Origin of the sequence: Streptomyces sp. NPDC005263 (genome assembly GCF_042872365.1) — a bacterium.
Taxonomy (GTDB): Bacteria; Actinomycetota; Actinomycetes; order Streptomycetales; family Streptomycetaceae; genus Streptomyces.
The window spans coordinates 13,669-36,065 of sequence record NZ_JBIAKJ010000019.1; the positions used below are offsets into that span (position 1 = coordinate 13,669).

At 70.6% G+C, this 22,397-nt stretch carries 19 protein-coding genes and 5 pseudogenes; 10 read left to right on the top strand and 14 right to left on the bottom strand.

Annotated elements, in window-relative coordinates; genetic code table 11:
* Positions 1-52: 52 nt before the first annotated feature.
* Positions 53-716, bottom strand: a pseudogene (locus tag ACFYRY_RS41160) (SDR family NAD(P)-dependent oxidoreductase).
* Positions 717-889: 173 nt separating this feature from the next.
* On the opposite strand from ACFYRY_RS41160, the gene ACFYRY_RS41165 reads away from it, so the two are divergent.
* Positions 890-1,456, top strand: a complete 567-nt coding sequence (locus ACFYRY_RS41165; protein WP_389158114.1) for a TetR/AcrR family transcriptional regulator — start codon at positions 890-892, stop codon at positions 1,454-1,456.
* Between the two features lie 694 nt (positions 1,457-2,150).
* On the opposite strand, the gene ACFYRY_RS41170 is transcribed toward ACFYRY_RS41165, so the two are convergent.
* Positions 2,151-2,354: a cold-shock protein gene (locus ACFYRY_RS41170; protein WP_151476138.1), complete on the bottom strand. Its 204-nt coding sequence runs from the start codon at positions 2,352-2,354 to the stop codon at positions 2,151-2,153.
* Positions 2,355-2,452: 98 nt separating this feature from the next.
* Here ACFYRY_RS41170 and ACFYRY_RS41175 point away from each other — a divergent pair, with 98 nt between their 5' ends.
* The gene (locus tag ACFYRY_RS41175; protein WP_389158117.1) at positions 2,453-3,430 is read left to right on the top strand and encodes a macrolide 2'-phosphotransferase; all 978 of its coding nucleotides are present in this window, start codon (positions 2,453-2,455) and stop codon (positions 3,428-3,430) included.
* Positions 3,431-3,674: 244 nt separating this feature from the next.
* Here ACFYRY_RS41175 and ACFYRY_RS41180 read toward each other — a convergent pair whose 3' ends face one another.
* The 7 genes and pseudogenes from ACFYRY_RS41180 to ACFYRY_RS41210 form a co-directional block, all read right to left on the bottom strand.
* Positions 3,675-4,376, bottom strand: a complete 702-nt coding sequence (locus ACFYRY_RS41180; protein WP_389158120.1) for a TetR/AcrR family transcriptional regulator — start codon at positions 4,374-4,376, stop codon at positions 3,675-3,677.
* Positions 4,343-6,349 carry a CocE/NonD family hydrolase gene (locus ACFYRY_RS41185; protein ID WP_389158123.1) on the bottom strand — a complete coding sequence of 669 codons (2,007 nt, stop codon included), beginning with the start codon at positions 6,347-6,349 and terminating at the stop codon, positions 4,343-4,345. Before ACFYRY_RS41185 ends, ACFYRY_RS41180 begins: the two co-directional genes overlap by 34 nt.
* A complete protein-coding gene (locus tag ACFYRY_RS41190; RefSeq protein WP_389158125.1) occupies positions 6,346-8,094 on the bottom strand; it encodes a dipeptide ABC transporter ATP-binding protein in 1,749 nt (582 codons plus the stop codon). Before ACFYRY_RS41190 ends, ACFYRY_RS41185 begins: the two co-directional genes overlap by 4 nt.
* Entirely contained in the window at positions 8,094-8,978 is an 885-nt protein-coding gene (locus ACFYRY_RS41195; RefSeq protein ID WP_389158128.1) for an ABC transporter permease, read from the bottom strand. The genes ACFYRY_RS41190 and ACFYRY_RS41195 overlap by 1 nt, the downstream gene beginning before the upstream one ends.
* The gene (locus ACFYRY_RS41200) at positions 8,975-9,931 is read right to left on the bottom strand and encodes an ABC transporter permease (RefSeq protein WP_389158131.1); all 957 of its coding nucleotides are present in this window, start codon (positions 9,929-9,931) and stop codon (positions 8,975-8,977) included. Before ACFYRY_RS41200 ends, ACFYRY_RS41195 begins: the two co-directional genes overlap by 4 nt.
* 2 nt (positions 9,932-9,933) lie before the next feature.
* Positions 9,934-11,517: an ABC transporter substrate-binding protein gene (locus tag ACFYRY_RS41205; RefSeq protein WP_389158134.1), complete on the bottom strand. Its 1,584-nt coding sequence runs from the start codon at positions 11,515-11,517 to the stop codon at positions 9,934-9,936.
* Between the two features lie 587 nt (positions 11,518-12,104).
* Positions 12,105-12,566 (bottom strand): annotated as a pseudogene (locus ACFYRY_RS41210) (IS5 family transposase); the annotation flags it as partial.
* Between ACFYRY_RS41210 and ACFYRY_RS41215 the strand changes: the two are divergent.
* Positions 12,567-13,633: pseudogene (locus ACFYRY_RS41215) on the top strand (sensor histidine kinase).
* A 1,005-nt stretch (positions 13,634-14,638) separates the two neighbouring features.
* On the top strand, positions 14,639-14,827 hold the full coding sequence (locus ACFYRY_RS41220) for a hypothetical protein (protein ID WP_389158136.1): 189 nt from the start codon (positions 14,639-14,641) through the stop codon (positions 14,825-14,827).
* Between the two features lie 55 nt (positions 14,828-14,882).
* Here the strand turns inward: ACFYRY_RS41220 and ACFYRY_RS41225 are convergent, their stop codons facing one another.
* Positions 14,883-15,245, bottom strand: coding sequence for an STAS domain-containing protein (locus tag ACFYRY_RS41225; RefSeq protein WP_389158139.1), 363 nt, complete (start codon positions 15,243-15,245; stop codon positions 14,883-14,885).
* Between the two features lie 442 nt (positions 15,246-15,687).
* On the opposite strand from ACFYRY_RS41225, the gene ACFYRY_RS41230 reads away from it, so the two are divergent.
* The 6 genes from ACFYRY_RS41230 to ACFYRY_RS41255 all read left to right on the top strand — a co-directional run bounded on the left by ACFYRY_RS41230 (position 15,688) and on the right by ACFYRY_RS41255 (position 21,038).
* On the top strand, positions 15,688-17,562 hold the full coding sequence (locus tag ACFYRY_RS41230) for an ABC transporter ATP-binding protein (protein ID WP_389158142.1): 1,875 nt from the start codon (positions 15,688-15,690) through the stop codon (positions 17,560-17,562).
* Positions 17,559-18,587, top strand: coding sequence for a serine/threonine-protein kinase (locus tag ACFYRY_RS41235; protein WP_389158145.1), 1,029 nt, complete (start codon positions 17,559-17,561; stop codon positions 18,585-18,587). Before ACFYRY_RS41230 ends, ACFYRY_RS41235 begins: the two co-directional genes overlap by 4 nt.
* Before the next feature lie 37 nt (positions 18,588-18,624).
* Positions 18,625-19,176 (top strand): RNA polymerase sigma factor, encoded by a 552-nt coding sequence (locus ACFYRY_RS41240; protein WP_389158148.1) that lies wholly within the window; start codon positions 18,625-18,627, stop codon positions 19,174-19,176.
* Positions 19,173-19,883 carry a hypothetical protein gene (locus tag ACFYRY_RS41245; protein ID WP_389158151.1) on the top strand — a complete coding sequence of 237 codons (711 nt, stop codon included), beginning with the start codon at positions 19,173-19,175 and terminating at the stop codon, positions 19,881-19,883. Before ACFYRY_RS41240 ends, ACFYRY_RS41245 begins: the two co-directional genes overlap by 4 nt.
* A gap of 71 nt (positions 19,884-19,954) precedes the next feature.
* Positions 19,955-20,122 carry a hypothetical protein gene (locus ACFYRY_RS41250; protein ID WP_389158154.1) on the top strand — a complete coding sequence of 56 codons (168 nt, stop codon included), beginning with the start codon at positions 19,955-19,957 and terminating at the stop codon, positions 20,120-20,122.
* Positions 20,123-20,166: 44 nt separating this feature from the next.
* A protein-coding gene (locus tag ACFYRY_RS41255) for an IS5 family transposase (RefSeq protein WP_389158157.1) occupies positions 20,167-21,038 on the top strand; the annotation gives its coding sequence in 2 pieces (ribosomal slippage) (positions 20,167-20,511 and positions 20,514-21,038; 870 coding nt in all).
* 21 nt (positions 21,039-21,059) lie between these two features.
* On the opposite strand, the pseudogene ACFYRY_RS41260 reads toward ACFYRY_RS41255, so the two are convergent.
* From ACFYRY_RS41260 to ACFYRY_RS41275, 4 genes and pseudogenes are all read right to left on the bottom strand, one after another.
* Positions 21,060-21,514 (bottom strand): annotated as a pseudogene (locus ACFYRY_RS41260) (nuclear transport factor 2 family protein).
* Between the two features lie 86 nt (positions 21,515-21,600).
* Positions 21,601-21,792, bottom strand: coding sequence for a hypothetical protein (locus ACFYRY_RS41265; RefSeq protein ID WP_389158159.1), 192 nt, complete (start codon positions 21,790-21,792; stop codon positions 21,601-21,603).
* 30 nt (positions 21,793-21,822) lie between these two features.
* Positions 21,823-22,026, bottom strand: coding sequence for a transposase (locus tag ACFYRY_RS41270; RefSeq protein ID WP_389158223.1), 204 nt, complete (start codon positions 22,024-22,026; stop codon positions 21,823-21,825).
* Positions 22,000-22,151, bottom strand: a pseudogene (locus ACFYRY_RS41275) (IS701 family transposase); the annotation flags it as partial. The gene ACFYRY_RS41270 and the pseudogene ACFYRY_RS41275, both read right to left, overlap by 27 nt.
* Positions 22,152-22,397 lie beyond the last annotated feature (246 nt).

A 22,397-nucleotide genomic window follows, 5' to 3' on the forward strand; every position in this document is an offset into this window, starting at 1 on the left:
TGGTTCCTGGCGTGTGCTGCGTGCGAACCGGTCGAGGGCCCGTGGATACTCATCAGGCGCCGAGCCTGTAGCCGCCGGCCACGGTGACGTCCTGGCCGGTGATGTAGCCGGCGGCGTCCGAGGCGAGGAAGGCGACGACTTCCGCGACCTCCTGGCTGGATCCGAAGCGCTCGAAGGGGATCTTCGAGCGCATCGCGTCCCGGCCGCTCTGGGGGATTCCCAACTTGTCGATCAGCGGGGTGTCGGTGATCCCGGGGCTCACGGCGTTGACGCGAATCCTGCGCGGAGCCAGTTCGAGCGCGAGCGAGGGCACCATCGCCAGCAGTGCCCTCCGCGTCGCCGCTCCCACCGTGGCGCCAGGGCTGCCGCGACGGGATCCGATGCCCACGGTCAGCACGATCGAACCGCCGTCCCTTGAAGTTGAGGTCGGCGTGCTCGTCGAACGATTCCTCCGTCACATCGGCAACCGGTGCCGGACGGAATATCCCGGCGTTGAGGAAGAGCAGGTCCAGTGACCCCAACCGTGCCGACACCGCTGACATCAGAGCGTCGGTGTCGGAGAGCACGCGCGCATCGGATCGGACGACGAGCACGTCGTCGGGAAGCTCGGACCGTGCCCGTCCGGTGACCGCGACCTGGTAGCCGCAGGAGTGCAGCAGGTCGGCCGTAGCGCTGCCGATCCCGGTCGTCCCCCCGGTGATGAGCGCTGTAGGCATGGCAAAACCTTTCGTCGCTGAAGCAGTGGGCGAGACCGTCCATAAACGGGGACCTCCCTGTTTACCTCACCGTACACTGAACGGGGACCTCCCCACTTGTTTCGCCGTACACTGACCGGGGAGATCCCCGATTCGTTCCCGAACCTCATCTGACACTCACGATCGCGAAGGTCATGACACCTCCACGCAGCACCCTGCGCGCCGACGCGCAGCGCAACCGCGAGCAGTTGATCGCCACGGCCGCCGAAGCCTTCGCATCCGGACGCGCGATCTCGCTGGACGCGATCGCCAAGCGCGCGGGAGTGGGGAACGCCACCCTGTACCGGCACTTCCCCACCCGAGAGGACTTGGTCGAAGAGGTCTACCGGGACCAGATCCGCCCCTTGCGCGAGGACGCGCGCACTCTGCTGACTACCGAGCCGCCCGCACAGGCCCTCCACGCGTGGATGCTCCGATTCGCCGACTGGGCCGGCGAACGACGCGGCATCTGCGAGGCCCTGGTCGCCATGAGCGCTTCCGGCCGCTTCGGTACCGGACCGGTCTGCGACGAGGTCCAGCAGGTCCTGGCGATGGTGCTCGAGGCCGGCGCCACAGCAGGAGAACTGCGCAGCGACATCGACCCGACCGACGTAGGCAGCATCCTCGCCGGTTTGCTCTCTGTGGCCGGCGCACCCGAGCAGCGCCCCCAACTAAACCGCATGCTGGACGTCGTCGTCGACGGACTCAAGCCCCGCTACTAGTACAGCCTGCGGATCAGGTGGGGCGAACCCGAGTCGCCCGGACCGGCAGTGGCCGGTGAGATGCGGCGCCAGCAGCGCCGCCAGGTCGCAACCGTGTTCGTCCCAGTACGTGACGTTCGACAGGGTGACCACGGGCACGGGGCGAGCGATCCGGGCGACTGCATCGCGGGCGCCGGGCCACAGGGTGAAGGGCTCAGGCCGGTGCTCGCAGGGGAACGCAGCCGGATTCACCTGCAGGGCCCGGCAGAGCGTCAGTCAGCGTGTCCGCGCGGGTTCATGCGGTGGGAGCGGCTGTGTTCCTGGACCGTCCATCGGTGCGTGTAGTTGCCCGGCGAGCGCTGACCGGGCACCTCCGCGGCAGCCTCGCCGTCGGCTGGTGCCGTCGTCCGCGATGCCGGCCCGCCGGTCGGGGTCTTGGCCGGCTTGCACTGCAGGAGCATGGTGTCGTGATCGGTTTGCCGATCTGCTCTTGGGTGATGGATTCCCAGCAGGCGATCACGACGCGGGCGACAGCCCGCGTGGCCTCATCCTCGGTCGGCTGCTCGACGACCTGTCCGCACCTGGAAGAGCGTGAGTCACCAGTGGGCCCTCGCGCGCCGCTCCTTCGAGCTGACCCAGCGGACCTTGACCAGTTCCAGAACGCACGGCACCCGCCCAGCGAGCGCCGCGGGGCGGGTGGCGTGCAGGTGCAGGGTCAGGCGGGGGTGATGTTCTCCGCCTGGGGGCCCTTCTGGCCCTGGGTGACGTCGAAGTTCACCTTCTGGCCTTCCTGGAGCTCACGGAAGCCGGAGCTGGCGATGTTGGAGTAGTGGGCGAAGACGTCTGGGCCTCCGCCGTCCTGTTCGATGAAGCCGAAGCCCTTTTCCGAGTTGAACCACTTGACGGTTCCGGTGGCCATTTTGCCCTCCAAGGGGACTCGAAATCGGTTCCCGCACCGTGCGGGAAACCGGAGGTGATCGTCCTGGCCCTCAGAGACTCTGAACAGAAAAATCGCCCGTGCACACGCTCACGGGCGACCGGTACTTCGGAACCACGACAGCTGGCTCCAACGCTACACCGGCAGTTCCACCCTCGCCACGAAGCGCTGGTGACGTCATCGCCCTGGCCGCCACCCACGGCCCGCGCCTGTCCGCGCAGGACGCCACCGTGAACGAGGCGGGCCTGGACTACCGCGTCGTCATGGCCTCCGACACGACCGACCAGAGGTGGGTGCTGCGCGTACCGCGCCGCGCCGATGTCTCCGAGGGCATGGCCGCCGAGACGCGCATCCTCGACCTGGTCGCCCCCGTCCTGGCCGAGGACGGCGTCGCGGTCCCCGACTGGCAGGTCTGCTCCCCCGAGCTGATCGCCTACCCGGCCCTGCCTGGCGCCCCGGGTCTGACCCTGACCGACGCCGGGGAGCCCAACTGGCACATGGACCCTGCCAGCCCGGACTACGCCGAGCGCCTGGGGCGCTTGCTGGCCTGTCTGCACTCCATCACCCCGGAGCAGGCCGAGGCCGCGGGCGTCGAGGTTCGCACTCCGGCCCAGGTACGTCAGGCATGGCGGGACGACGTCGCCCGCGTGAGCGAGGCCTTCACTGTCTCCCCCGCCCTGACCGAGGCCTGGCAGTCATGGCTCGAGGACGACACCTGCCGGCCCGAGCAGACCGTGATGACTCACGGCGAGATCTACCCCGCGCACGTGCTGTTCGACGAGGAGGGCACGATCACCGGGGTCCTGGACTGGACCACCGCCCGCGTGGACGACCCCGCCCGTGACCTGTCCGCCCAGTACGGCGCCGCAGGCGAGGAGATGCTGCAGACCACCCTCACCGCGTACGAGCGGGCGGGCGGGAACGTCCCCCCCGGCCTGGCAGCCCAGGCGAAGCACCTGTGGGATACCTCCCCGATCGGGTACGCCCTGTACGCGCTGACCACCGGCGCCGAGACCGACCTGGCCACCGCGGCGGCGATGCTGAACCCCGAGGCCTGATGCCCCGCCCGGTTTTCGTGCTCGCGCTGGCAGTCCTGGCCGTGATTGCGATGTGTCGGCTTCGCGTCAGTGAGGGTGTGGCAGTGAGCGCATGCCAGGAAAGCCATGTTCCTGCCGGTGGTCGGCCTGTGGCTGTAGCTTGCGCCTGACGAGCCTCATCCCCACGGACGGACGCGGTGGCACGGGAAGGCCGGCGGTCGAACTCGTCGTCCGCGCCTCGACCGCACCACCACGGCCGCGAGCATCATCCCGCGGGTGATCGCAAAACGAGCTCCCGCTCGATGAACCGGTTGAGATGGTGCCGTGCCTCTTGTGTCGTCAGGGGAGGTGCCTGCCGCAGGCGTTGCAGGGCGAGGCCGTCGGCGAGGGCGGCGAAGCGGGCCGTGAAGCCGTCGAGGTCGTCGCCGCTGAACTCGCCGTCGGTGGCGCCCCGTTCGGCCAGGGCACGGATCTGCCGGTGCCAGGCCGCGTACCGGGCGGCCTGCCCCCGTGCGAAGGTCTCGTCCGTGCTCTGCTCGCCCGCGTGCCAGAAGTCGAACCACATCCGCCAGTGCCGGTCGGTGTCCTCGGTGAACAGCGCGTCGACGAGTAGCCTGAGCGCTTCGGCGCCGCTGGTCGCGTGCTCGGCGGCCTCGCTGAGCGCCGCGTAGTACTGCTCGATGTGCAGCACCATGGCCTCGGAGAGGACCTCCTGCACGCTGTCGAAGTGGTAGGTGACCGTGCCGACGGACACCCCGGCCGCGGCTGCCACGTCGCGCACGCCGACCGACTTGTAACCGCGTTCCGCGATCAGCGGGACGGCAGCGTCGACGATGAGGCGCCGGCGCACCTCGGTGGGCTGCCGGGTCCGGTCGCGGGCGGCGACGGCCCGGCGCGGGGTCTTCGGGCCCTGTCGCGACTGCTCGGCGGCCGTCATCCCGACGTCCTCGGGGTGGTGCGGTGCCATGAGCGCTCGGCCACTGTCTCTCCGTTCCCCCGCGCTTCGATACGGCTGTCCATGATGAACTCCGCGGCCGTGGCGCGCAGCTCCGTCCGCGTCATGATCTCAGCGTCCCAGTCGTCCCCGCGCCGCAGCCGGATGCGCCACTCGGAGACGGCACGCGCCGACAGCGGGTCGTCGGTGCGGATGGTGTACGTCTCGCGGGCGCTCTCCTCGTAGCGCAGCCCGTCCGGGTACGTCCGGGACCCCCCGTATCCGGGGTCGACCTCCAGCGTCCACTCGCTCTTGGCGACGTCGTGCGTGACCAGCCGCTCGGGGCGGGGGTCCGGGGGAGTGTCGTAGGTGACCGGCATCGGTAGCGCCTGCTCCGGTTCCTCGAAGCGGACGGAGGCCTCGTCGGCGGCCTCGCGCACGGGCAGCAGGACCGCGCTGTCGGCCGGGACGACGTGCAGCGCCCCGCGTTCGCCGTGCGGCCACACCCAGGGCCAGTACGCGTCGGAGACGGCGACACGGACGCGGTGGCCGGGCGGGAAGGCGTAGCCGATGCCGTTGAGCTCGAACTCGACGTCCTCGTACGTCCCCGGAGTCCATTCGACGGCGTGTTCACGGCCCTTCCTGCTGAGCAGGTTGAGCACGCCCCGGGTGACGAGCGTGGACGAGCCGTCGGGCGCGACGTCGCACACGCGGGCGATGACATGGGCCCGTGGGGTGTCGCTGTCGAGGCGGAGCCGGACGCGCGGCCGGCCGAGGATCTCCACGCGCCGGTCCAGGGGCGCGGAGTCGAAGCAGACGGACCGCCCGTCCTCCTCGCGCTGGTCGGGCGGCAGGTCGGCGGCGTTGCCGAACGGGAAGAAGCGGCCGGCGTCGAGGCCGGTGTGGAGCGGAGAGCGCACGAGGACCGGGTCGTGGCTCTCGCCGAGCGGACGGGTGTCCCAGGTGACGTCCGGGCTGGGCCACTCGGCGTCGCTCACCCAGCGGCCGGGCAGTTCCTCGTGCGACGGGGCGGGCGGTACGGGGTCGCCCAGCCAGGCGCGCAGCAGCGGCTCCGTCATGACCCCGGTGTCGATGCCCTTGAGGTGCTGGTCCCACCAGCGCAGGGTCTCCTGGAGGAACCCGATGGCCGGGCCGGGCGGCAGTCCGCGATCGGGGTACTGGTGCGACCAGGGGCCGATGATGCCCCGCACCTGTTCGGTGGGGAGGTTTTCCACGAGCCGCAGCACGGTGTCTCGGTACGGGTCGTTCCAGCCGCCGACCGCGAGGACGGCCGCGCCGATCGCCGTGTAGTCCTCGCAGACGCTGCCGTGCCGCCAGTAGTCGTCCCGCTGTTGGTGCTCCAGCCAGGTGTGCAGGAAGGGTTCGAGCGCGTCGAGGCGCTCGCGCCACATGGGAAGCCAGCGGTCCGCGCCGACGTTCGCGGGGTCCGGCGGGCGTGCGGTGAAGGCGAGCATGGTGCCGGCCCACGCGAGCATGTCTATGCCGAGGACCGCACCGCCCGTGTAGTGCACGTCGTTGTCGTAGCGGTCGTCGGTGGAACACACCGTCACGACTGCCTTGAGCGGTTCGGGGGCGAGGGCGGCGATCTGGAGGGAGTTGAAGCCGCCCCAGGAGATGCCGAACATGCCGACCTTGCCGGTGCACCAGGGTTGTGCGGCGAGCCAGTTGACGACATCGACGCCGTCGGCGAGCTCCTGGGCGTCGTACTCGTCCCCGGGCATGCCCTCGCTGTCGCCGTGGCCGCGGACGTCGACCCGGACGGAGGCGTAGCCGTGACCGGCGTACCAGGGGTGGCGCTGGGCGTCGCGCGGAGCGGTCCAGTCGCTCTTGCGGTACGGCAGGTACTCGAGCAGCGCGGGGACGGGGTCCGACTCGGCGTCGGACGGGCGCCAGATCCGGGCGTGCAGGCGGGTCCTGCCGTCCCGGGTGGGGATCCACACGTCCTCGCGGACGACCTGGCGTTCGAACCGGTCGCGGTACTTCACGAAACTCCTTCTGCGACGGGAGTGGTCGGGTTGTCGTCGGGGGTGCCGGCGGCCCGCCAGCGGCGCACGCGGTGGCCGTCGCCGTGCTCGGTCCACACCTCGCCCTCCCGGGCCGCGTCGGCCCAGTCGGGGGCCGCCTCCACGGGAGGCTGTGCGTCGGGGTCGGGTTCGAGGGCGGCCGCCATCAACTGGCGCGTGTAGGGGTGCCGGGGATCCGAGAAGACGGCTTCCGTCGGGCCTTCCTCGACCACGACACCGCCGCGCAGGACGACGACGCGGTCCGCGATGCCGCGGACGACTGCCAGGTCATGGCTGATGAACAGACACGCCAGGTCGCGTTCCCGGCGCAGGTCGTCGACCAGGCGCAGCACGTCGGCCTGGACCGAGACGTCCAGCGCGGTGGTGATCTCGTCGGCGATGAGGACGTCCGGCTCGCCCGCCAGCGCCCGGGCGATGCCGATGCGCTGCCGCTGGCCGCCGGAGAGCTGGGCGGGCAGCCGGTCGGCGAGGGCCGGGTCCAGGCGTACGTCGGCGATGATCCGCCGGGCGCGCTCGGCCGAATCCGCCCGGCCGGAGGCCGTGCCGAAGAACCGCAGCGGGCGGCGGATGGCGTCGCCGACCGAGCGCCGGGGGTTGAGCGAGGTGTCCGCGTTCTGGAAGACCAGCTGCACCCGTCGCCGCAGGGACATCGGCCGCCGCTGCGCGGGGCGGGCCAGGTCGCCCGACTCGTGGGCCATGGCGCCGCCGGACGGTGTGCGCAGCCCCGCGAGGGTCCAGGCCAGCGTGGACTTGCCGCTGCCCGACTCGCCGACGAGGGCGAGGACCTCGCCTCGCCGGACCTCGAAGGAGACACCGTGCACGGCACGGGAGCTGCCGTAGTCGACGGTGACGTCACGGGCCGAGACGGTGACCGGCGCGTCCTCGGGCACGACGGCCCTCGGGCGGATCTCGCGCTCGCCCGTCTCCCGCACGAGAGCGAGACCGGCGTCGTCCAGCCGCGGCACGCTCGCCAGCAGCCGCTTCGTGTACGGCTCCCGGGGCGTCGCGAACAACCGCCGGGTGGGCGCCGACTCCACCACCCGGCCCGACTTCAGCACACACACCTCGTCGGCCAGGTGCGCGACGACGCCCAGATCGTGGCTCACCAGCACGGCCGCCAGGCCGAGTTCGTCGCGCAGGGCGGCGATCAGGTCCAGCACGCCCCGCTGGGTGACGACGTCCAGGCCGGTCGTCGGCTCGTCGAGGACCAGCACCTTGGGGCGGGCGGCGATGGCCATGGCGAGGGCGACGCGCTGCTGCTGGCCGCCGGACAGCTCGTGCGGATAGCGGCGGGCCAGCTCTGCGGGGCGCGGCAGCCGGACCTGGGCGAGCAGGTCGGTGACGGGGATGTCGCCGCCCGCCTCCGCGATCTGCCGGCCGACGCGCATGGAGGGGGTCAGCGCCTGGCCCGCGTTCTGGGCGACCATGGCGACCGTCCGGCCGCGCAGCCGCCGCAGCTCGGGCGCCGACAGCGCGAAGACGTCCCGGCCGTCCACCGCCACCGAGCCGCCGGTGACGTGGGAGCCGTGCCGCAGATGCCCGAGCAGGGCCGCGGCGAGGGTCGACTTGCCGCTGCCGGACTCGCCGACCAGCGCCAGTGTCTGCCCCGCGGCGGCCTCCAGCGACACCTCGTGCACCACGGGTATCTGACGACCGCCGGAGCGGTAGGCCACGGACAGGGAGTTGACGGAGACGAGCGGGGTCATCAGAAACCCTCCCTGATCCGGTCGACGCCCCAGGCCTTGGAGAGGCCGTCGGCCGCGAGGTTGAGTCCGATCACGAGCGTCGCCAGGGCGATGATCGGCGCGACGCTCGCCATCGGCACGACGGTGATGGCGGTGCGGTTCTCGGCGACCATCAGGCCCCAGTCGGGTGTCGGCGGGTCGGCGCCGAAGCCGAGGAAGGACAGCGAGGAGATCAGCAGCACGACCCAGGAGGCGCGCATGGCGAACTCGACGCACACCACGTCGACGATATTCGGCAGGACCTCCCGCCGCAGGATCGACCAGGTGCCCTCTCCACGGGCCCGGGCGGCGGTCACGTAGTCGGCCGGCACCACCGCCAGGGCGGCCCCGCGCACGACCCGCACCACCTGCGGGACGAAGACGACGGCGACGGCGAGCACGATGACGGCCGGTCCGGTGCCGAGCGCGGTCACGACCACGAGCAGCGCCAGCACCGCCGGAATGGCCAGCACGGCGTCCAGCACCCGCCCGATCAGGTCGTCGAACCAGCCGCCGCGCAGGGCGGTCGCGCAGCCGATGACCGTGCCGAGGGCGACGCTCACGACGGTGGCGGCGACGGACACCCCGAGGGCGTACCGGCCGCCGTACAGCACACGCGCGAGGACGTCACGGCCGTACTGGTCGGTGCCCGCCCAGTGTTCCCCGCCCGGACCGAGCAGGGCCTGCGAGGTGTTGCCCGCGATCGGGTCGTAGGAGGTGAGCAGCGGGGCCAGCAGCGCGATCACGACGTGGACGGCGACGATCGCGAGCCCGACGACGGCCGCGCGCGAGGAGCGCAGGGTGCGCCACGCACGGGCGGCGCGCGGGGCCGGGGCGTCGGCCCGGGCGGTGTCGACCGTGGTCATCGGGTCCTCCCTCGGGTGCGGAGCCTGGGGTTGAGGGCCATGGCGCCGAGGTCGGCGGCGAGGTTGCACACGACGTAGACGACGGCGCTGATCAGGGCGATGGCCTGGATGACGGGCAGGTCCCGGTTCTGCACCGAGGACAGCATCAGCTTGCCGATGCCCGGGTAGTTGAAGACGTTCTCGACGACGGCGACGCCGCCCAGCAGCCAGGCCACGTTGAGCGCGATCACGTGCAGTACGGGCAGCAGGGCGCTGGGCAGGGCGTGCCGGGTGACGACCCGCCAGGTGGACAGGCCCTTGAGGCGGGCGGTGGTGACGTACTCGCTCGCCATCACGTCGATCACCGAGGTGCGGGCCATGCGGACGATGTAGGCGGCCATGACCACCGCCAGGGCAAGGGCCGGGAGCCATACGGCGGGCAGGAGCTGGCCCACCGTGGCGTCGGGGCCATAGAGAACGACCGCGGGGAACCACGGCAGCGCGACCGAGAAGCACAGCACGAGAACGGTGGCCACGACGAACTCGGGGACGCTCATGCCGACGAGGCTGACCGTCGAGATGAGGTGGTCGGGCCAGCGGTCGCGGTAGAGCCCGGCGACGATGCCCAGCAGCAGTGAACCGCTCACCGCGAACAGGATCGTGATCAGGGCGATCAGCGCGGAGTTGCCCAGATACTGGGCGACTTCACCGCCGACCGACTTCCCGGAGACGAGGGAGGTGCCGAAGTCGCCGTGCAGGGCGCCCCGGATCCAGTCGGTGTACCGCTCCCAGGCGGGCCGGTCGAGGCCGAGGCTGCCGCGCAGCTCGGCCACCGCCTGCGGGGTCGCGTCCTTGCCGAGAACCTGGGTGGCGACGTCGCCGGGCAGGGCCTGGACGGCGAGGAAGACCAGCAACGAGGAGAGCAGGAGCGTGCCGAGCGCTGCCACGGTCCGGCGGGCGATGAAGGAGAGCATGGTCAGGCCCCCTTCAGGCCGATGCCGAGGTAGTCGAACTCGAAGCCGTGCTCGGCGTAACCGCGCACCTTGCGCGAGATGCCCACGAGCCGGTCGGCGAACATCGGGGTCATCGCGCCGCCCTTGTCGATCACCCAGGTCTGGGCCTCGCCGTAGAGCTCACGGCGTCTGGTGTCGTCGGTCTCGGCCCGCGCCCGGTCGAGGAGGGCGTCGAAGCCCTTGTCGGACCAGGCGGTCTCGTTGTACGACGAGCCGCTGCGGAAGACCTGGTTGAAGAGCTGGTCGACGGGCCGGCCGGTGTACCAGTAGGTGGCCATCAGCGGCTGCTTCATCCAGATCTGTGTGTAGTACGAGTCCGCCGACGCCGTCTTGACGCGGATCCGGATGCCCGCCCGCTTCGCCGACTCCTGGTAGGCGAGGGCCATGGGCGTGAAGAGGGGGTCGTACGCGGAGGTGTACAGGTCGACGGCCAGATCCTGGTGGCCCGCCTTCTTCAGCAGGAAACGCGCCTGCTCCGGGTCGTGCTCGGGGTGCGCGGCGATGTGCGCCGGGTCGTCCGGGGGTACCGGGTTGTCCCAGCCGGCCTTGCCCGCGCCCTGCAGCGCGGCCTTCACGATGTGCTCGGGGTCGTAGGCGAGCTTCATGGCCCGGCGGACGCGGACGTCGGTGAAGGGCTTGTCGGTGGTGAGCATCGGCAGCACGTACCACTGGCCGTTCTTCACCCGGGCGATGGTGGCGCGATCGGAGGCGGCCACGACACGGGCGGTGGCGAAGTCCAGGTTGGTCTGGGACAGCAGGTCCACCTGCCCGGCGAGCAGGGCGCTCGAGCGGGCGGACATGTCCGCGACCGAGTAGAAGGCGATCGCGTCGAGCACGGGGCGGCCCGCCCAGTGATCCTGGTAGGCGGTGACGCGGCCGGGGCCGGCCGGTGCGAAGGACTCCAGCTTGAAGGGGCCGGTGCCGATGCCGGTGCGGCCGATCGACTTCCCGCTGCCCTCCGGGACGACGTAGCAGTTGTAGTGCGTGAGCAGGCTCGGGAACTCGGCGTTCGGGGTCTTCAGCGGCACCACGAGGGTGTGGGCGTCGGGCGTGCGCAGCCGCCCGGGGTCGACGAGCGGGGCGAGGACGCCGGCCTGCGGCGATGCCGTCGCCTTGTCGAGGATGTGGCGCAGCGTGTAGGCGGCGTCGGCGGAGGTGAAGGCCCGGCCGTTGTGGAAGGTGACGCCCTTGCGGAGCCGGAAGGTCCAGGTGCGCGCCGTGCTGTCCGGTTCCCAGGACTCGGCGAGATCGGAAGCCACCTGGCCGTCCGGGCCGATGCGGACCAGCCGGTTGTAGAGGGCGCCCAGGTACTCGTAGGCGGACAGGGAGCTCGCCGGGTCGAGGGTCTCGGCGTCGGAGGCGGGGGGACGGGCGATCCGCAGGGTGCCGCCGCGGTCGGGCGCTCCGGGTCGGGCGGCGGTCGGCAGGACGGGGGCGGCGGTGGCGCCCGAACAGCCGGACAGCAGCCAGGACGCGCCGAGCGAGGCCGCACAGGCGGTGCCCGCGGCGAGCACCGAGCGGCGCCCCGGCTGGTGGATGTCGGACATGAACCGACCTTCCCTGTCGCTATTCGTTCGCTGAACGATTGAGTGAAGTCCGTGAACGATAGCGAGCAGGCGGTTTCAGGCCAACCCCCAGGCTGTGAAGAAGTCGACACATACACAACCTGCCGCCCCGGTCGGAGTGAGGACCGGGGGCCGACGCCGCTGCTCCGCCCGGCCGCCTCGCCCTCTCCGTACGCCTGACGCACGCTGGTCCGATGGGTGAGGGCCCTCCACGGCAGCCCACCTGGCTCATGGGTGTCCCCGGTGATCGCGGAACAGACGTTTTTCTTCTTCGGCAGCTCGTGGACCTCGGCGTCCTCGCCGCGTGAGTCCGTGGCCTGTTGCACGGACTCGTTCAGCGCGGCCTGCCTGCCGGATTTTCGCTGGGCGGTGTCGTCCTCGGCCGGTACTGTGCGAGGAAGGGTCAAGGAGGGTGAGCTGGTGCGCCCTGCGCTGTTGGTGGATGTGGACGGACCGCTGAATCCGTATGCCGCGAAGCCGCATCGACGGCCTGAGGGATATGGGACGCACCGGCTACTGAGGCCTCGCTGGGAGGCCGCCGAGCGGCGCCGGGTGACTGAGACGTCATTTCACTTGGCTAGTCGGCGGTGGCGTATGAGCGTCGCGGCGATGGCTGTGAAGGCAAGGAATTGTTCCGGCTTGCGCTCGTAGCGGCGGTGCAGGCGGCGGCAGCCGGACAGCCAGGACATGGTCCGCTCCACCACCCAGCGGTGCCGGCCCAGCCGCTGGGACGACTCGATGCCCTTGCGGGCGAGGCGGTGCCGGATGCCGCGGGAAGCGAGCCATTGCCGCAGGTGCCGATAGTCGTAGCCCTTGTAACCGTGCAGCTTGCCGGGCCGCCGGCGTCGAGGGCCGCGACGCGAGCGGATGGGTGGGATGCCGCAGACCAGCAGGATGAGGGCTTGGCTGTCGTGGAGATTGGCGGCGGAGATGCCGATCGACAGGGGCAGTCCCTGGCGGTCGACGATGAGGTGGATTTTCGATCCCTTCTTGCCACGGTCGGTCGGATTCGGTCCCGTCAGCTGCCCCCTTTGAGGGCTCGGTCAGTGTCCGAGCCCTCGCTTCGGATGTCGCCCGGGGCCATGCCCGTCGAACTGTTGCGCCGACTCCGCGGCCCGCAGGGGCTGAGGGACGGGTGTGCCACCTGGTACGACGGTGACGGACCCGGGGACCACCCCTCGATGTGGGCGGCACAGACGTACCGGGGCAGCCCCGTGGCGGTGGAGGTCGACATGACGCCCGACCTGCTCACCCGGCGGGCCCTGGACTGGCACATGTGGAAGTACTCCCTGGTCGCGCTTGCCGTCGTCGTACCGCTGTCGGCGCTCGCCGCGGAACTGCCCAACCGCAGACTGCGGCGGGTGGCACGGACCGCACGTCGGATCACGTCCGGTGACCTGGCCGCCAGGACCGCGGCCGGCCGCGGCAGCGACGAGATCGCCGAGATCTCCGCCACCGTCGATTCGATGGCTGACAGCCTGCTCGGGCGACTCCTGGCCGAGCAGCACTTCACCGCCGACGTCGCCCACGCATTGCGCACCCCGCTGATGGGTCTGGTCACAGCGAGCGGGTTGCTCCCCGAGGGGGAGGCCACGGATCTGGTCAGGGACCGGGTGGGGGTGCTGCGGACCCTGGTGGAGAACCTGCTGGAGATTTCCCGGCTCGACGCGGGCGCCGAACAGGCCGACACCCAGCCGGTACCGCTCGGCGAGCTGGTGACGGAATCCGTACGGCGCACCGGCTTGCAGACACAGCTCACCACGTCCGGCACCCTGACCGCCCGGACCGACCCGCGTCGGCTCGAAAGGATCATCACCAACCTGGTCGTCAACGCCCACCGGCACGGTCGCGCACCCGTCGAGGTCGACGTGGCGGGGACCTACGTCACCGTACGGGACCACGGCCCGGGCTTCCCCCGCCGGCTGCTCGCCGACGGACCCAACGGTTCCGCACCGGCGCGTCCGAACGCGGCCGCGGCCACGGCCTCGGGCTGACCATCGCGCTCGGCCAGGCGCAGGTCATCGGAGCGTCGCTGTCCTTCGCCAACGCGCCCGACGACGGGGCCGTCGCCACGCTCCGCCTCCCGCCCGGCGACTGACATGTCTGACGGCGGCCCGACTCGACGGTGGGGGCCTCTACCTCTTCCACCTCTTCGGCCGGGCCACCGTGATCGCTTGCCATCCAACTCGGTCGACGCAGGTCAGCGTGAGCCGAGCGACTGACTTCCCTGCCAAGGGACAACTGAAGATGTACGTGTCCGCCAATCCGACGGAGACGATGTGCTCCGCACCTCGTATTCGCTCCGTCCCGTACGACCAGGGCGCCCGGGCCACCCTGACATGCTCAGGCCGAAGGTCTCGTCCTTGGGGCGGGAGGATCGGGCAGGGAAGCGGCGCTAGACCTCCCCAGGCGTTGCGCCGCTTCCTGCCAGCCCACCTCAGTTACCCGCGGACTCCCGTCCTATGCTCACGCAGCCTGCCGGGCATGCCACTGCGCCGTCGCTGTGGTCAGGCGCTCCTCACGATGCGCCGGCTCTGTTCCTGCTGCGTTGTCGCGGTCACAGCCTCCGCCGCATCGTGGAGTTGGGTTTTGCCAGTGGACCAGCTCGCCCACGTCCGTGATGTTGGGGAAGGCCGCCTCCTTCGCGGGCAGGGACGAGACCCCGATCACTGGCCCTGTGCCCGGTCTCGCGTCGCGGACTCCGTCTGGGCGAGCAGGTCCAGCGACGGCGCGAGGGCGAGGAAACGGCCTGCGCGGAGTTCTTGTGTGCTGAGCACGGCCACGACGGCTTCACATCGTCTACGTCCAGCTCGAACAGCGTGCTGCCTTTCGTGCAGCCACGCCAGCAACGGCGCCGCCGGGCACGCACTGGTGCTGAAGCAGCACGGGCCTACCGGTTGAGCCGGAGCAGGAGGGACACCGGCCTTGCCAGGCTCGCCCGCGGACCAAGAACGGCAGGATGACTTGGTGGGCGAACAGGGAGTCTGTCCCGCGCGTGACGCACACCTGGCGCCACCTTGGAGCTGTTCGCCGTGTCCTATGGACGGCGAGGTGCCTTGCCTCCTGTGTGATCTTCACGTTGCACGGAGGGTGTCTTGCAGCCTTGGCTCTCATCGCGATCCACCGGCTCGCGCCGGCCGCCGGATTCGACGTGCTGCGTGAGGTCTCCCAGCACACCGACACCAAACTGCATCTGGTGGCTCAGATAGTCATCGCCTGGGTGCTGGGGCAGCCGCTGCCTCAGCCGGTGGGGCAGGAGCTGGACGCGGCTGTGCAGCGGCGCTCGGCCTAGCGGAATGCCCGGGCGCGGAAGTGGGGTGGAGCGCCGTGGCCGGGCAGGGTGTGGGTCAGGTGGCCAGGGCCTGTTCGACGGTGGGGTGGCGGGGGATGACCTGGTCCAGTCCGACGAGCTCGAGGACTCGCAGTACCGAGTCCTGGACGCCGGCTATGCGCAGCCATCCCTGGGCGTCATTCATGCTCTGGTGGGCGGTGATGAGGGCGTTGATGCCGCTGGAGTCCATGAAGGTCACACCGCTGAGGTCCACCACGGTCCGCGGCCGCGTCATGCTGCCGTATGACAGCAGGTAGTCGGTGAGCTCCTTCGTGACGGCGTGGTCGATCTCGCCGCGCAGAGTGAGCACCCGGATGTCGTCGACGGCGGTGTGCTCGATCGACAGGCCGGGCTGGGATGCTCCGTGGGTGTCTGTCACCGTTTCCTCGACTGCTTCTCGCTGATGGGGCTCGGGGCCCCCGACACGTTGTGCGCGGGCAGCCTGCCCCGATATTACGGTGAACACCCGTTCGGCCCTGCACCCGTGCCGCGCTCACGGGAATGGGAGGCGGCGGGTCGGGGCCGTAGGCGAAAAATCTTGGCGGAATCGCCATCCCGCGAGCGATATCTCACGTATGTCCTAGTGAAGTAAGCGAGATGGAAGGGAAAGGATCATGTCGCTCTTCGGCCACCTGGTACCTGCCAAGAGGCACCACAAGGGCAAGACCACCACGACCTCGAAGGGAAGGACGAGCCACCACCGCAGGCACCACCGTCGCACCAGCAGCACCGGCACGCACAAGTGATGCCGGTGTGCCCTCGGTGACCGGTCGGGTCGATGTTCCGGCCGCCGTGGGACGACGTCTTGTGAGCCGCGTTCCGTGAAACCTCACCGGCACTCCGCCCGCGGCGCAGCGCGGACCCCGGCACTGCGACGGCTCCTCACCGTCGCCGAGCCGTCGAGCGAGCAGATCGTAGCCGCCGCGCCGCCGCTGGCCGTCAGGCAGGTCTTCCGGCGCTTCTGGCCCTACACACGCGGCGGGCGGCGTTGGATAGTGCTGCTCGTCGCGTTCTGTGTAGTCGGTCCCGCCATCGACGCGGCCGAGATATGGCTGTTCAAGGTCGTGGTGGACGACGTGCTCGTCCAGCGCGACCTGAGCCCGTTCCTGCCGATCGCGCTGGCGTATGTCGGGCTCAGCCTCGCTTCGGGCATCCTGTCGTTCGCCGACGACGTGACCAGCACCTGGGTCGGTGAGCGGTTTCTGCTGGCCCTGCGGGCGGATGTGTTCCGGCACGTGCAGCACCTCTCGCTCGGCTTCTTCGAGCGGCGTCGGCTCGGCGACGTGATGGCCCGGGTCACCGGCGATGTCGACGCGGTCGAGACGTTCCTGCTCTCGGGGGTGGCCCAGGCGCTCTGGTACGTGATGCGGCTGGGCATCTTCCTGGGCCTGCTGTTCTACCTGAGCTGGGACCTGACGCTCTTCGCCCTCGTCATCGTGCCGCTGTTCTATTACGCGGCCCGGTACTTCTCCAGGCTGGTGAAGGCCGCCTCGCGGGAACGCCGCCGGCGCAGTGGTTCGCTCAGCGCGGTCGCCGAGGAGGTCCTGGGCAACATCGCTCTGGTGCAGGCGTACAACCGCCAGGAGTGGGAGCAGGGCAGGTTCCAGCGCGAGAGCCTCGGCAGGTACCGCGCCACCATGGCCTCGACCAGGATCCGGGCCGTCTTCGGGCCGCTCGTCGACCTCGTCGAGATGAGTGGGGCCCTGCTGGTGATGGGGCTGGGCACCTGGCAACTGGCAAACGGCCGTCTCACCCTGGGGGAGCTGCTGGTCTTCCTGGCCCTGCTGAGCAAGCTCTACAGCCCGATCCGGGGTCTGTCCCACCTGAACAGCACCTTCTACGCGGCCTCCGCCGCCGCGGAGCGGATCATCGAGCTGCTCGACCAGCGCCCGCAGGTGCGCGAGGTGCCCGCCCGCGTGCCGTTCGGGCGTGCTCATGGGCGGGTCGAGTTCGACGGTGTCGGCTTCACCTATCCGGGAACCGACCGGCCCGCGCTGTGCGACGTGTCGTTGGACGCGGGGCCCGGCCAGACCCTGGCGGTGGTCGGGGCCAGCGGCGCGGGGAAGTCCACCCTCGCCAAACTCCTGCTGCGCTTCTACGACCCCGGTCACGGCGCTGTCCGGCTGGACGGAAGGGACCTGAGGACCCTGCGACTGGCCGATGTCCGGGACAACGTGGCCGTGGTGCTCCAGGAGACGCTCGTCCTGCATGGCACCGTGCGCGAGAACATCCTCTACGGCCGTCCGGACGCGAGTGAGCGCGAGGTCGTCGAGGCGGCACGCGCCGCGGACGCGCACGACTTCGTCACCGCCCTGCCGGAGGGCTACGACACCGTTGTGGGCCAGCGCGGAAGGCTGCTCTCCGGAGGCCAGCGCCAGCGCCTGGCGATCGCCCGGGCCATGATCCGCGACGCGCCCGTCCTCATCCTGGACGAACCGACCACCGGCCTGGACGCCGAGTCGGGCCGGCGTGTCATGGAACCGCTGCGTCGGCTGATGGCCGGACGCACCACGATCGTCATCTCCCACAACCTGCTCACCGTCCGCGACGCCACCGAGATCCTGGTGCTCGACCACGGCCGGGTCGTCGAACGGGGAGCACACCACGACCTGCTGGCAAGCGGCATGACCTACGCCCGGCTGCACCGACTGCACGCCCCGGTGGCCACGGCCGCCCCGATGAAGACCTTCCGATGAGCCCTCTGAACCTTCCAGCGCAGCCGGCGGCCCCCACGCACCGGCCGGCCCCGCCCCTGCCTCCGGGGCCGGCCCCGGTCGCCGGCTACGAGATCCTGGCCCACCTGACCCGGACCGGATGGCTCGATGTGTACGACGCCTGGAGCTACGAGCGGGACTGCCGCTGCCTCGTGAAGATGCTGCGTCCCGACCGCCGGCACGAACCGAGGCTGCGTGCACGGCTCCTGCGCGAGGGCCGCTGGCTCCAGGCGTTCAACCACCCGCACCTGGTGCGCGCGTACGAGACGGTCGAGATGCCCGAGCCCCTCGTCGTCCTGGAGACGCTGACCGGCGAGACCGTCGCCCACCTCATCGACCGTCTGCGGCACCGGATGGCCGCCCATGACCTGGCCTTCCTCGGCGTACACCTGTGCTCCGCGCTGCACTACCTGCACGGCCGGGACCTGCTGCACCTGGACGTGAAGCCCTCCAACGTGACCATCGACTGCCGGCGCGCCAAACTGCTCGACCTCAGCGTCGCCCGCCCGCCCGGACCCGCGGACGCCGGCGTCGGCACCCCCTGCTACCTCGCCCCCGAGCAGGCGCTCGGCGGATGCCTCACCGCCGCCGCGGACGTCTGGGGGGTGGGCATCACCCTGTACGAGGCCGCCACCGGCGACCTGCCATTCCCCGAGGACGTTCCGACCGACAGCACGTCCACCACGGACTTCACCACCACGGACGCGGAGCCGGCTGGCGAATCCGGCGCCGTACCGACACCCGCAAGCCCCAGCGACACCTACGGTCGGCGGCACTCGTACCCGCAGCTGGACGGCAGGGCGCCGCCCGTGGGCACCCGGCGCCGCCTGCCGCGTGAGCTCGCCGTCGCGATCGACGCGTGCCTGGAACCGGACCCGGCTGCCCGGCCCGGTATCGGCTCTCTCGCTGAGGCGTTCGACGCGTTGCTGCCCTCACGCCGCAAGGACGTGGAAGCGACGGCACTCGGACCTGGCACCGGACAATCCCTCCGGGAAGATGGTACGTAGTAGAGATATGCACCATTTGGGTATTTCTGTGGAGCGGATGCCCGATGACGCGCTGCTGGCGGGGTTGACGACCGACGACCCAGAGTTGGCGGTGGCGTTCGTCCGCCGGTTCCAGCACAAGGTCTTCGGCGTGGCCATGACCGTCACCGGCGACGCCCAGCTCGCGGAGGACGTGGCCCAGCAGACCTTCGAGCAGGCCTGGCGGCACGCCCAGGTCTACGACTCGCGCCGCGGATCGGTTCGCACCTGGTTGACGGCCATCGCCCACAACCTGGCGATCGACGCCGTGCGCTCCCGCAGGGCGGTCCCCGTGGAGCCCACCCGGATGGCACCCCTGCTGGAAGCGGCCACCGACACCCCCGAGCGACTGGCGATGGCTGACGAGGAGTCGGCTGAGCTTCGGCGGGCGATAGCGGATCTGCCACCGGGCCAGGCCCGCGCCATCGTCATGGCGGGCGTCTACGGAATGACCGCGCAGCAGGTGGCGGACCTGGAGCACGTGCCCCTCGGCACCGCCAAGAGCCGGATCAGGACAGCGCTGGGCAAGCTGCGCGAGGCACTGACGCACAGGCAGGACACGACATCATGACCGGCGACGACGCGTTCGCATGCCCGCAGCTGCGGGACATCGCGGCCGAAGCGGCACTGGGAGTGCTGCCCGCCAAGGAGCGCGCCGCGGCCCTGGCCCACCTGCAGCGCTGCCCCGGGTGCTCGGAGAACGTCCGGGAGCTGGCGCGCACGGCCGACGAACTGCTGAACCTGATCCCGGGACGCGAGCCGCCCGTCGGGTTCGAGGCCCGCGTGCTCCAGCGCATCGGACTGCCGCTCCGACGCCGACGCCCGACACTGCGCCGGCGGCTCGGCCTGGCTGCCGCAGCCGCCGCGGCAGCCGCGGCGTTGTCCGTGGGCGGATGGGCGCTCGGCTTCACCTCCGCTTCCGCACCGTCCGCCACCAGCCCGGCCCGGCCCGACCGGCTGCTCAGCGCCGACCTCACCTCCCACAGCCAGGACGTGGGACGAGTCTTCGCCTACACGGGCCGACCGTCCTGGGTGTACATGTCGGTGGACGCCGACGACCTTTCCGCCGGCCACCGGTCAGCCCTCCATGGCAAGGTCACCTGCCTGATCGAACGCGCGGACGGCTCCAAGACCGACATCGGCACCTTCTCCCTGGCCAACGGGTACGCCCACTGGGTCGCGCCCTACCCCGCCGGCTCGGCACCTGCGACCGGCGTCTATCTGCTCGCTGCCGACAACTCGGTCGTGGCCACCGCCACCCTCCACGTGTCCGCCTGAGCAGGCCGTCGCCGCCTGCACGCAGGGCACGAGCAGCGCCGGCCGCCGCGTGCCCTGCCGCAGGGTCTCGCGTGAGCGGGTCAGCGGCCCTGAACCCGGAGAAGTTCCGCGGCGCGCTGCCCACGATCCAACGGCTCACCGTCTATCGCGACACCGTCGCCGAACGCGTCCACGCCGATATCGGCGACATCGCCGCTGGCAAGGCGGCGCCCCCATCCTCGGCGCCCACTTGCTGCTAGGGCATGGTGCGAAAGTGGATCTTGGCCGTGAATGATCACGTTCTGTGGGGCGTGGTGATCTGACGAATGACCAGTGGGCCCGGCTGGCGCCGCTGTTGCCGCGGGGCATCAAGCCGGGCCGTCCGCCGGTGTGGACGCGGCGGCAGCTGATGGACGGTATACGGTGGCGGACCCGGACCGGTGCGCCCTGGCGCGTTGTGCCGGAACGCTACGGGCCCTGGGACCGGGTCTATGACCTGTTCCGCCGCTGGCAGCGCGATGGCACCTGGGCCAGGATCGTCACCCAGCTCCAGGCCGAGGCGGATGCGAAGGGCCTGATCACCTGGGACGTGAACGTCGACTCCACCGTCTGCCGGGCCCACCAGCACGCGGCCGGGGCGGCGAAAAGGGGGACCTGCAAAAGGAGCCGCCCGGAGGCATTGCCGTCGAGCCGGCCGACCACGGCATCGGACGCTCCCGAGGCGGGCTGACGACCAAGATCCACCTTGCTGTCGAGCAGGGGCAGAAGCCTCTGTCGGTGCTGACGGCCGGGCGACGAGGCGACTCTCCGCAGTTCGAGTCGGTCATGGACGCGATCCGGGTGCCGCGGATCGGTTCTGGTCGGCCCCGCAGGAGACCGGACCGGGTGCGGGCCGATAAGGCGTACGACTCCCGCCGCAACCGGTCCTACCTGCGCAGACGCGGTATCAAGGCGACCATTCCGGTCCCGGCGGACCGAGTCCGTCACCGCCAGATACTCGGCTCCCGGGGTGGTCGGCCGCCGAAGTTCGACAGGACGGACTACCGCGAGCGCCACGCGGTCGAGTGCGGGATCAACCGCCTCAAGCGCCACCGGGCCGTGGCCACGAGATACGACAAGCTTGCCGTCCGCTACGAGGCGACCGTACAGGTGGCAGTCCTCAACGAATGGCTATGACCAGCGGGTTTGCCGTCGACCTCAGTCTGTCGGTGCCGACACGGCGCAGGCGTCGGCGATAGCCCGCGTGTCCCAGTAGAAGGGACGGACTTGGTGATCCGCCCGTCCTTGACCGTGATCGCTTGCAGAATCGGGAAGCTGAGTTCACGGCCGGTCGCACGAGCACGAGCACGAGCACGGACCTGTGTGAGCACGACCGCAGTGTCACCGGTGGCAAGAAACTCCTGCTCCACCATGTCGAACGACTCCCACACCTCTCCCATCGCGAGGAAGAACTGCGCCATGCCGTTGTGCCCACGCCAAGTGCCCCCGTAGGGCAGGGCATCTGCTTGATGCAGCTGGACATCCGGCGCAAAGAAGGGGGCGAGCAGGTCGAACGAAGCCTCGCCAGGGCCTCCTGCCGCCAAGTACTCCGCCTCAGCCGCATACATGCCGGAGAGGACTGTCACTGAGTCCGCAGTGGATGACATCGTCATGCTGCCAGCAAGATCACCACAGCAGGATCTTGCTGGCGGCAATCAGACATCGTCGTGCGGCGCGGTGGGCACTTCCACAACACGACCTAGGTTCTGTCTCTTTGGTCAGCGTCGTGCCCAGATAGGATGGCGGCGAGGTGGAGTGCGGCCTGGTAGGCGATGGCGAGTTTGTCGGTTCGGGTGGCCAGGCCGCGCCACTGCTTGAGGCGGTTGATGCACCGCTCGACGGTGTTGCGCTGCTTGTAGGCATCGGCGTCAAAGCCGGGTGGGGCGTCCACCTGGCGTCCCCGCCGCAGACGGTGGCCGACCTAGTCGGACGGCTGCGGGATGACCGCGCGGATCTGCCGGCGGCGCAGGTGGCCACGGATCGCGCGGGATGAGTACGCGCGGTCGGCCAGCACCACGGTGGGTCGGGTTCGGGGCCGGCCCGGGCCGCTTCTCGGCACCCGGATCCGGGCCATGACCGCCTCGAAGGCTGGCGCGTCACCGGCCTGGCCCGCCGTGACGGCCAGAGCCAGGGGCCGTGCATAGCCGTCTGCGGCCACCTGCTCCTCCCGGCTGAACCGGTGCACGAACCGATCATGAACCGCCTCGAGTTCACCCGCCCATGATCTGGCATCAGCAGGTCCCCACCCATCAACACATCACCGACCAAGCTGGTCAGCAGCCACGGCAAGCACCATCACTGCATCTGGGAAAAATCTTTCTCCGCCCGGCTGCGCAACCTTCCCGCCGCCTGCCGGGTCTGGGGTGCGCGGCCAGTAAAGGGTCTTCAGGCCGCGCGCACACCTGCACCCGGCGGGTGGTGAACCGGACGGAGCAGACGGCGGCATGCGACGACGATTACGGAGAAAAGGACTGCGCCCAAGCGGGACGCGGGGCT